Below are 8,525 nucleotides of genomic sequence, written 5' to 3'. Positions count from 1 at the left end.
GTCGACGCCGGCCGCCGCCGCCGGGGCGGGCCAGGCGTGCACCCCGCCGGGGACGTCGAGGTCCCCCAGGGCGGTGAGCACGGCCGCCTGCCAGGGCGCGGTGGTGACGACCAGGGCGGGCCGGCAGTCGGCGACGATGCCGCGCAGCCGCCGGCCGAAGGCCTCGGGCCGCGTGGTCGCCGGGGTGGCCGCCGGGACCGGCAGGATCCCCCGTCCCATGGCCGCCAGCAGGACGGCGACGAAGGACTCGTCGTTCGGCAGCACCATGACCAGCCGGTCGCCCGGCCGGGCCCCGAGGGCGCCCAGCCCCGAGCCGACGGCCTCGACGAGGGCGGCCAGCCGCCCGTAGTCCAGCCGCCGGACCTCGTCCCCGTCGAGGCAGACCAGCGCGGGCGCGTCCGGCCGGCGCCGGGCGTGGCGCACGAGCCGGCCCGGGACGGTCGGGGTCCACGGCTCCTCGGTCATCCCCGGCCCTCGCCCGCGGCCGCCGGGACCCCGGCGAGGACGGACAGCCCGGCGCGCCGGATCTTGCCGCTGGGGGTACGGGGCAGGGCGCCGGAGGCGGCCGGGACCACCCGGGGCGCGGGCAGGCCGAGCCGGCGCGCCGACGCCTCCACGGCGGCGGCCGGGTCGGGGAGGGCGGGGCCGTGCTCGACGAAGCAGACGGGGGCGCCGGCGCCCGGGAGGACGACCGCGTCGGTGACGCCGGGCAGCAGCCGGACCGCGTGCTCGAGCCGGGCGGCGGACAGCTCCTGCGGGGTCCCGGCCCGGCCGATGACGAACAGGTACCCGTCGGCGTCGAGGAAGCCGACGTCGCCCGTGGCGTGCACGGGAGCCTCGGCCGCACCCCGGTCGGCGGCGCGCAGCCGGATCCCGATCTCCCCGGCCTCGCCCGGGGGCAGGGCCCGGCCCTCGCGGGTGACCTCGACCAGGATCCCGGGCAGCGGGCGGCCGACCGAGCCCGGCCGCTCCAGCCACTCGGGGGTGGTGATCTCCGTCAGGACGCTCCTGGACGTGCCGTAGTACTCGTGCAGGACCGGCCCGAACAGCTCGATCGCCGCGCGCTTCACCCCGGGCGGGCAGGCGGCCCCGCCGTGGAAGACCGCCCGCAGCCGCCGCTCCGGCGCCCGGCCCGCCCCGACCAGGGAGGTCAGCCGGTCCGGGCTGAGCATGGCGCTGTCGGCCGCGTACCGGTCGGCCAGTCCGGCGAAGCCGGCCGGGGACCAGTCGCGCTGGACGACGACCGCGCTGCCCGCCTGGAGTGCGTACAGGGCGGGCCCCAGGGTGCCCAGGTGGTAGGTGGGGTTGGCCATCAGGTGCGGACCCCGGTCCGGGCCGGCGGCGTACCGCTCGATGACGGCCACGCCCTTGTAGGGCCGGGCGGGGCGGGTCCGTACGACGGCCTGCGGGAGGCCCGTGGTGCCCGAGGTGGCGAAGACGAGGTGCCCGGCCGCCGGGGGCACGGCCGGGGCGGGGGCGCCGGGGGCGGACAGCAGCTCCTCGTCGCCGACGGCCGGGCAGGGCAGCGCCGGCCCGTCCGCCGCGGGGGGCCCGGCGGTGACGTGGAGGGCGGCGCCCGCGTCCGTCAGCAGGGACGCGCCCACGGGGAGGGCCAGCAGTTCGGGGGCGACGGGGAAGAGGCCGTAGCCGTGCCGCAGTGCGGCCAGGACCAGCGCGAAGAAGCGGGGTCCGGTGGGGATGTCGGTGGACAGCACCGCGCCGTCGGTCAGGCCCCGGGCGCGCAGGGCGCCGGCCAGGGCGTCGGCGCGGGCGGTCAGTTCGGCGAAGGAGCAGGTCTCGTCGTCGGCGACGACGGCCGTGCGGCCGGGGGCCGTCCGCGCGGTGGCCCACGGGTCCCAGAGGTGGGGGCGCATGGTTCCTCAGTGTCCGGGCGTCGACGGGGCGGGCGCGGCGGGTGCGGCCGGCGCGGGGAGCGCGGCGGCCAGGGCCGCGAGGTCGGGCAGTCCGACGACCAGTTCGGTGTCGACCTCCACGCCCAGCAGCTCCTCCAGGCGGACGGCGAGTTCGACGGCGGCGACGGAGTCCCCGCCGAGGGAGAAGAAGTCGTCGGCCGGTCCGGCCGGCCGGCCGAACACCTCGGCCGCGGCGGTCAGTACGGCGTCGATCGGTGCGGGGGGCACGGTGCCTCCTGTGGTGGGTGGTACGGGTCGGAGCCGCTCAGCGGGCCGGGCGGGCGTCGGCGTCGGCCGCGGCGAGGACGTCGTCGAGGAGGGCCCTGGCCAGCGGCCGGCCCACCCGGCGGCCGTCGTAGACCAGGCCGATGAGGAGCCGGTCGCGGTACTCGGAGCACCGCAGGTGCAGCGCGTGGCCGTCCGCGAAGGTGATCCGGCGCAGCGGGTAGGCGTCGGCGGTGATCCGCAGCGGGCCCGTCTCTCTGGCCCCGGTGTGCGCGCCCTCGAAGCGGCGGAGGTTCACGTACAGGTCCCGGGGGACCGGCGCGCCGTGCTCCGCCTCGGCCCGCCGGGTCAGCTCCGCCGTCTCCGCGGCGGTCAGCCGCTGGTGCCTGAGCGCGTCCAGGAGCCCGGCGCGGACCCGGTCGCGGACCGCGCCGACCTCGCCGGCGGCGTCGGTGACGGCCAGCGGGCAGGAGCCGGCGAACATGCCGACCACGTCCCGGTCCCGGGAGGGGCGGGAGTCCATGGAGGTCCACAGCCCGACCTCCGTCCGGCCGGTGCGGGTGGCGAGCGCGTGGACGAAGGTGCCGACCGTCCACTGGAGCAGGGTGGAGCGCCGCTCCTCGCAGGTGCGCCGCAGTGCGGCGGTGGCGTCCGCGCCGAGTTCGGCCCGCAGGGTGCCGTCCTCGGTGGCGGTCGCCCCGTCCGGGCGGACCCACGGGGTGCGGGCCAGGAAGCCGAGGCGTTCGCGCCAGCTCGCCAGGGCCCGCTCGCGCCGCTCCGGGCCGGTGCCCGAGCGCTGGCGGGCGGCGGCCTCCGCGAACGACGGTGCGGTGTCCGCCACGGCGCCGCCGCGCCGCAGGGCCTCGTAGTCGCGCCACACCTCGTGGCCGAACAGGTGGTGGGCCCGGCCGTCGAAGACCAGGTTCTGGAAGGTGGCGAGCAGCGCGTGGCGGCCCGCGTCGCCGCGCAGCAGCCGGATGGCGAACGGCCGTTGCTCCCCGTACGCCCAGGGGGTGACGGTGTCCCGGGAGAGCAGGGCCGCCGCGTAGCGGGAGAACTGCTCGGGCGAGGCGGCGCCGACCTTGCGGTACTCGACGACCTGCTCGCCCGCGCCGATGGGCCGGGTCCACTGCCGGGGCCGGGGGCCGGGGTCGGGGCGCAGTCGCAGGTGCAGGGCGTCGTGCCGGGTGACGAAGGCGCGGACGGCCTCCAGCAGGGCGTCGGCGTCGAGTTCGCCGAGGATCTCGAAGCCGAGCCGGACGTTCTTGTGGGCCCATCCGCCGGTACGGGTCTTGGCGAGGAACCAGTCCTGCTCGTAGGTGAGCGGTACGGGGGCGCCGGGCGCCGGGGCGGCGGTCAGCTCAGGCACAGGTACTCCTCGCCGGTCTCCTTGAGGGCGGCGGGCGCGCCCGCCTCGACGATCCGGCCGTCGCGCATGACGATGACCTGGTCGGCCTCGTCCAGGACGGTCAGCCGGTGGGCGATGACGACGACGGTGATCCCGGCGGCCAGCAGGCCCCGCATGACGGACTCCTCCAGCGCCGGGTCCAGGGCGCTGGTCGCCTCGTCGAGGATGACCAGCTTCGGCTGCTTGGCCAGCGCCCGGGCGAGCACGATCCGCTGCCGCTGGCCGCCCGACATGCCGTGGCCGCCGGGGGCGACCAGGGTGTTGTAGCCCATGGGCATGGCCTCGATCTCGCTGTGGACGCAGGCGAGTTGCACGGCCTTGATCAGGTCGGCGTCGCCGATGTCCTCGGTGCCGAGGAGGATGTTGTCGCGGATGGAGCCGCCGAACAGGTGCGCGTTCTGGTTGACGTAGCCGATGCGCCGCCGGTAGGTCGGCCGGTCGAGCTCCTCCAGGGAGTGCCCGTCGACCGTGATCGCGCCGCCGGTGGGGGAGTACAGCCCGGCGAGCAGCATGCCGAGGGTGGACTTGCCGGAGCCCGACCGGCCGACGACGGCCACGAACTGCCCCGGCCGGACGTCCAGGGAGACGTCGGTGAGGGTGGGCCGGGGGGCGCCCGGGTAGCGGAAGGAGACCTCGCGCACCGAGAGCCGGCCCGGTTCGGCGACGCCCGTCCCGGCGAGCGCGCCGCGCGGCTCGGGCGCGGCGCGCAGCACGTCGTCGAGCCGGGCGAGGGTGGGCCGGACGGCGGCCAGCTGGGAGCCGGCGTCGAACACGCCCTCCAGCGGGACGAACAGGGCGATCGTCAGGGTCATGAAGCCCATGGCCTCGCCCAGCGAGTTGCGCCCGCTCAGCACCAGCCAGATCCCCGCGAGCAGGACGCTCAGCGGGGCGGCGAAGCGGACGGTGCGGCTGAGGGAGGCGAAGAGGCCGAGGCTGCGGCGGGCGCCCAGGCGCTTGTTGACCTCGTGGACCAGGGTGTGGGACCAGCGTTCGGCGGCCCGGCCCTCCAGCCCGCTGGACTTCAGGGAGGAGATGCTCTCCAGCATCTCGACGAGCTCCTCCTGCGCCTTGGTCTGGCGTTCGAGGACCTCCTGGCTCAGCTCGGTCTGGCGGCGCCAGGTGAGGGCGAGGATCCCGGCCTGTACGGCGACCAGGGCGGCGACCAGCGCCGCCAGCAGGGGGTTGGTCAGGAACATCGCGACCAGGTAGGCGACGATCAGCACGCTGTCCAGCCCGGCCGAGACCGCGGTCAGGCTCAGTACCTGCACCAGGACGTTGCTGGCGCGGGCCCGCATGGCGAGGTCGCCGGGGTTGCGGACGGTGAAGAAGTCGTAGGGCAGGTCGGCCATGTGGCCGACGATCCCCAGGGTGAGCCGCTTCTCGATCACGGCCTGCCGCCGGGCGACCAGGTACGAGCGGGCCAGCTGGAGCAGGAAGAAGAGCACGCCGAGCCCGGCGAGCAGTCCGGCGGCCCCCCACAGCGTGGCGGTGGAGCCGTCGGGCACCACGCGCTCGACGAGGAACCCGGCGGTGAGCGGCAGCGCGAGCTCGAAGGCCATCAGCCCGGCCGACACGGCGAGCAGGAGCCCCAGCTCCCTGCGGCCGGGCAGGAACTGCCGCAGTCTGTGCCACGGTCCGCCCGTCCCGCCGTCACGGGCGGGGGCGGCCGAGCCGGCCAGCGGCGGGTCGAACTCCAGGGCCACGCCGGTGAAGGACTCGGCGACGGAGGCCCTGCTGAGGCGGCGGCGGCCGTACGCGGGGTCGACGACGTCCACGTACTCCTTGCCGGCGCCCTCCAGGACGACGAAGTGGTTGAAGTTCCAGAACAGGATGGCGCCGGGCCGCAGCCGCGCGAGGGCGTCCAGGTCGGCGCGCACGCCGCGGCCCTTGATCCCGTACTCGCGGGCGATCTCCAGCAGGACGCGGGCCGAGGCGCCGTTGCGGCCGGAGTCGGCGCGGGCGCGGACGGCGTCGAGGGAGACGTCGACGCCGTGGTGGCGCAGGACGGTCACCAGCGCGGCGGGGCCGCAGTCGCTGACCTGGGTCTGGAAGCAGACGGGCAGCCGGCCGGCGGAGGCGCGGCCGGGGAGCCGTTCGCGGAGGGCCGCCGCCCGTTCGGCGAGCCCCCGGGGGCGGGCCGGCGCGGGGGTGTGGCCGAGGACCGGCCCGAGACCGTCGCGCCTGCGGTGGTGTTCGAGCGCCTCGCTCCGGAAGCGCGATTCACCGGCCATGGATCCCGGTCCCCTTTCCTGTGCACGTCACCGGCGTGTGCCGAGAAGAAATTCCCGGCACACGCCGGTACCCGGCTTCGTTAGATGACGCAGCCGCGCTGGAGCGAGAACTGGCCGCCGACGATGTCGTCCAGCTCCTCGTCGGACAGCTCGGTGATGTCGATCTCGACGTTGTCGATGTTGTTCATGTCGATTCCTTCCATAAGTGGCTCCCTCGTGGTCCGGACCCAGGTCCGCGACTCTTTTCGGGGAAGGCCGCCGGGGGATGGCGACCGGCCGAACACCTTGGCGGAGCCAGGGCATCGGGCACGGGGAAGCGAATTGATTTCGCATTGATATTCCGGTCCGGTTGACCGGACATTTGAACTGTAGGGCTTTTTCGGAGGGGCGAGCAAGGCCTGTCAGGAAAATATCTCGAATTGATTTCCTTCATGGAAATCGGGTACGCCGGAAATCCCGTGACCGGTATTTCGGGCACGGGTTTCCGGGAATATGGGAAGGGTGTTCGCGCGGTTACCAGCGGTGGCAGACGGCGAAATGCGCCGTGAGGACGTAGGGCAGGCTGCCGTCCGGGGCCCGCAGCGCCTCCAGGGCGCGGTAGGCCGCGGCGCGGGCGGCCGGCAGCCGGCCGTCCGGGACGCTCTCCCAGAAGGCCCGGGCGGCGGTGGACCAGGTCCACTCCCACCAGTGGTCCGGGTCCCGGAAAGTGGCCTCCAGGCGCTCCTCGTACAACTCGACGGAGGCGAACCCCGCCTGGTAGACGAGCCGTTCGACGCGCTCCGGGGTGAGCGGAGGGCTCTGCCCGGGCACGTCGGTCTCGATCTCCTCGCGCGTGCCCGGGCCGTAGGGCCTGGTCGCCTGGACGACCCGGTCCCAGCCGGGCGCCTCCGCGCCCCACCAGGAGAGCGCCAGCCGGCCTCCCGGGCGCAGGGCCGCGTGGAACCGCCCCAGCGCCGCGTCGGGGCGGCGCAGGAAGCTGAGCAGCATGCCGGCCGTCACGGCGTCATAGCCCCCGTCGGGCGGAGCGGGCAGCGCGTCGTGCGGGTCCTCGACGTCGGCGGTGTACGTGCGGACCCAGTCCAGTCCGTGCCCGGCGGCCCGCTCCCGGGTGCGGCCGGTCATCGCCGGGGACACGTCGATCCCGGCCACCGCGCCCCGGGGGCCGACCGCGCGGGCGGCGGGGAGCAGGCAGGCGCCGGTGCCGCAGCCGGCGTCCAGCACCCGTTCGCCCGCGGCGACGCGGGCGTGACGGACCAGCAGGCGCCCCGCGACGGGCAGGAGGTCGATGCCGACCCGGTCGTAGGTGGCGGCGGCGCGGTCGAAGAGCCCCGCGATGCCGCCGTCCCCGGCCGCGCCGTCCTCGGCGGGGCGGGGTGCCTCGGCGGCCGTGTCCCAGGGGGTGTCGGGCGGGGCGGTGAGGGGACGGGGCATGGGGGGACTCCTTCCGACGGGCCGGGACGGCCCGGGACGAACGGGTGCGCGCGCCTGAGGCGCGGGTCGGGCGAGATCCGGAAGCGGCGGCCGACGGGCCCTAGCGGACGCGGACGCGGAGTCCGAGGACGCGGTCGGCGCCCATCGGCGCGGCCCGCCGGAAGGTGGCCGGGTCGTGGTCCACGCGGATGCCGTCGTCCGAGAGCACCCGGCACAGGGCGTCCGTCGCCCCGCGCGCCAGGGGGGCGCCGACGCAGTAGTGGGAGCCGGCGCCGAAGGCCAGCTGGAGGCCCTCGCGGGCGCCGGGCCGCCAGTCGAGGGGGTCGGGGAAGGCGGAGGCGTCGAGGTTCGCGGCCGCGAGGATCAGCATGACCCGCTGCCCGGCGGTGACCCGGTGCCCGGCGATCTCCATGTCCTGGACGGCGTACCGGGGCGCGAAGCGGAACGGGCAGCTGATCCGGAGCACCTCCTCGGTGAACTCCGCCCGCCCCTCGCCGCCGGAGCCGGCCTCCGCGCCGCCGCCCCGCATGACCACCTCGGTCAGCACCGCGGCGAGCGGGTCGAGGGTGCCGGTGACGATCTGCGCCGTCACCGCGACCGCGACGTCGTGCCCCAGACCCGGGTCCTCGGCCATCTCCCGCAAGATCCCCGCGAGTTCGCCCTGCCCCCCGTGCAGGACGTACTCGCGGACCCCGGCGCGGGCGCGCTCCAGGGAGGCGTTGGCCTCGTGCGCCAGGCCGTCGTCGGTGTACGAGCGGGGCTTGGCCAGGTACGCCATCAGCCCGTCCGTGGCCTCGGCCAGGTCCGTCATGCGCGCGGTGCTCGTGCCGAACAGCCGGGCCAGCAGGGCCAGGGAGTACGGGCGGCAGAACGCGGCCGCCCAGTCGCACTCCCCGCCGGCCGCGCGCAGTCCGTGCAGCAGGCTCCGGCAGTCCTCCTCCAGCTCCTTGACGAGCGCGGCGACGTTGGCGCGGTCGAGGGCCGGGCGGATGCGGGAGCGCAGGTCCTGGTGGTAGTCGCCGGAGCTGAACACCGGCCACAGGGCGACGAAGTCCCGCACCGGCCGGTGCAGGGCGATCTGCTCCTCCGACAGCCCGGTGCCGGCCAGCGGGTCGCGCAGGGTGGAGCTGGTCAGCCCCGGATGCGTGAGGAGCTCGCGCACCAGGTCGTAGCCGGTGACGAACAGCGCGCCGGAGCGCGGGTCCTTCATGGCCGGGAGCGTCGCCATGGCCCGCAGGGCCTCGCGGGGGTCCGCCTCGGAGTAGTCGCCGTAGAGCAGTTCGGCGAGCTGGTCCGGGTCGTTCATCGGGGTCTCCT

Annotated in this window: 8 protein-coding genes; all 8 read right to left on the bottom strand. The window is 75.9% G+C overall.

Annotated elements, in window-relative coordinates; genetic code table 11:
- On the bottom strand, positions 1–465 hold a 465-nt coding region (locus tag AB0O29_RS24170), incomplete at its 3' end, for an AMP-binding protein (RefSeq protein ID WP_365154619.1).
- On the bottom strand, positions 462–1,874 hold the full coding sequence (locus tag AB0O29_RS24165) for an AMP-binding protein (protein ID WP_365154616.1): 1,413 nt from the start codon (positions 1,872–1,874) through the stop codon (positions 462–464). The genes AB0O29_RS24170 and AB0O29_RS24165, both read right to left, overlap by 4 nt.
- Positions 1,875–1,880: 6 nt before the next feature.
- Positions 1,881–2,141: an acyl carrier protein gene (locus tag AB0O29_RS24160; RefSeq protein WP_365154613.1), complete on the bottom strand. Its 261-nt coding sequence runs from the start codon at positions 2,139–2,141 to the stop codon at positions 1,881–1,883.
- Positions 2,142–2,178: 37 nt separating this feature from the next.
- The gene (locus AB0O29_RS24155; protein WP_365154610.1) at positions 2,179–3,507 is read right to left on the bottom strand and encodes a condensation domain-containing protein; all 1,329 of its coding nucleotides are present in this window, start codon (positions 3,505–3,507) and stop codon (positions 2,179–2,181) included.
- Positions 3,495–5,777 carry a peptidase domain-containing ABC transporter gene (locus AB0O29_RS24150; protein ID WP_365154607.1) on the bottom strand — a complete coding sequence of 761 codons (2,283 nt, stop codon included), beginning with the start codon at positions 5,775–5,777 and terminating at the stop codon, positions 3,495–3,497. The genes AB0O29_RS24155 and AB0O29_RS24150 overlap by 13 nt, the downstream gene beginning before the upstream one ends.
- A gap of 80 nt (positions 5,778–5,857) precedes the next feature.
- Positions 5,858–5,980 (bottom strand): hypothetical protein, encoded by a 123-nt coding sequence (locus tag AB0O29_RS24145; protein ID WP_358957216.1) that lies wholly within the window; start codon positions 5,978–5,980, stop codon positions 5,858–5,860.
- Positions 5,981–6,290: 310 nt separating this feature from the next.
- Complete coding sequence (locus tag AB0O29_RS24140; RefSeq protein ID WP_365154604.1) at positions 6,291–7,208, bottom strand: class I SAM-dependent methyltransferase; 918 nt, start codon at positions 7,206–7,208, stop codon at positions 6,291–6,293.
- Positions 7,209–7,308: 100 nt separating this feature from the next.
- Positions 7,309–8,514 carry a cytochrome P450 gene (locus AB0O29_RS24135; RefSeq protein WP_365154601.1) on the bottom strand — a complete coding sequence of 402 codons (1,206 nt, stop codon included), beginning with the start codon at positions 8,512–8,514 and terminating at the stop codon, positions 7,309–7,311.
- Positions 8,515–8,525 lie beyond the last annotated feature (11 nt).

The organism is Streptomyces sp. NPDC089915, from assembly GCF_040684675.1.
GTDB lineage: Bacteria > Actinomycetota > Actinomycetes > Streptomycetales > Streptomycetaceae > Streptomyces.
The sequence above is the reverse complement of the archived record's forward strand: the minus strand, read 5'-3'. Positions and strand labels throughout refer to the sequence as shown.

Bases quoted from the DNA above. Each gene is read 5' to 3' on its own strand.
- AB0O29_RS24165 (WP_365154616.1), bottom strand. From the start codon at position 1,874: ATGCGCCCCCACCTCTGGGACCCGTGGGCCACCGCGCGGACGGCCCCC.
- AB0O29_RS24150 (WP_365154607.1), bottom strand. From the start codon at position 5,777: ATGGCCGGTGAATCGCGCTTCCGGAGCGAGGCGCTCGAACACCACCGC.
- AB0O29_RS24145 (WP_358957216.1), bottom strand. From the start codon at position 5,980: ATGGAAGGAATCGACATGAACAACATCGACAACGTCGAGATCGACATC.
- AB0O29_RS24140 (WP_365154604.1), bottom strand. From the start codon at position 7,208: ATGCCCCGTCCCCTCACCGCCCCGCCCGACACCCCCTGGGACACGGCC.
- AB0O29_RS24135 (WP_365154601.1), bottom strand. From the start codon at position 8,514: ATGAACGACCCGGACCAGCTCGCCGAACTGCTCTACGGCGACTACTCC.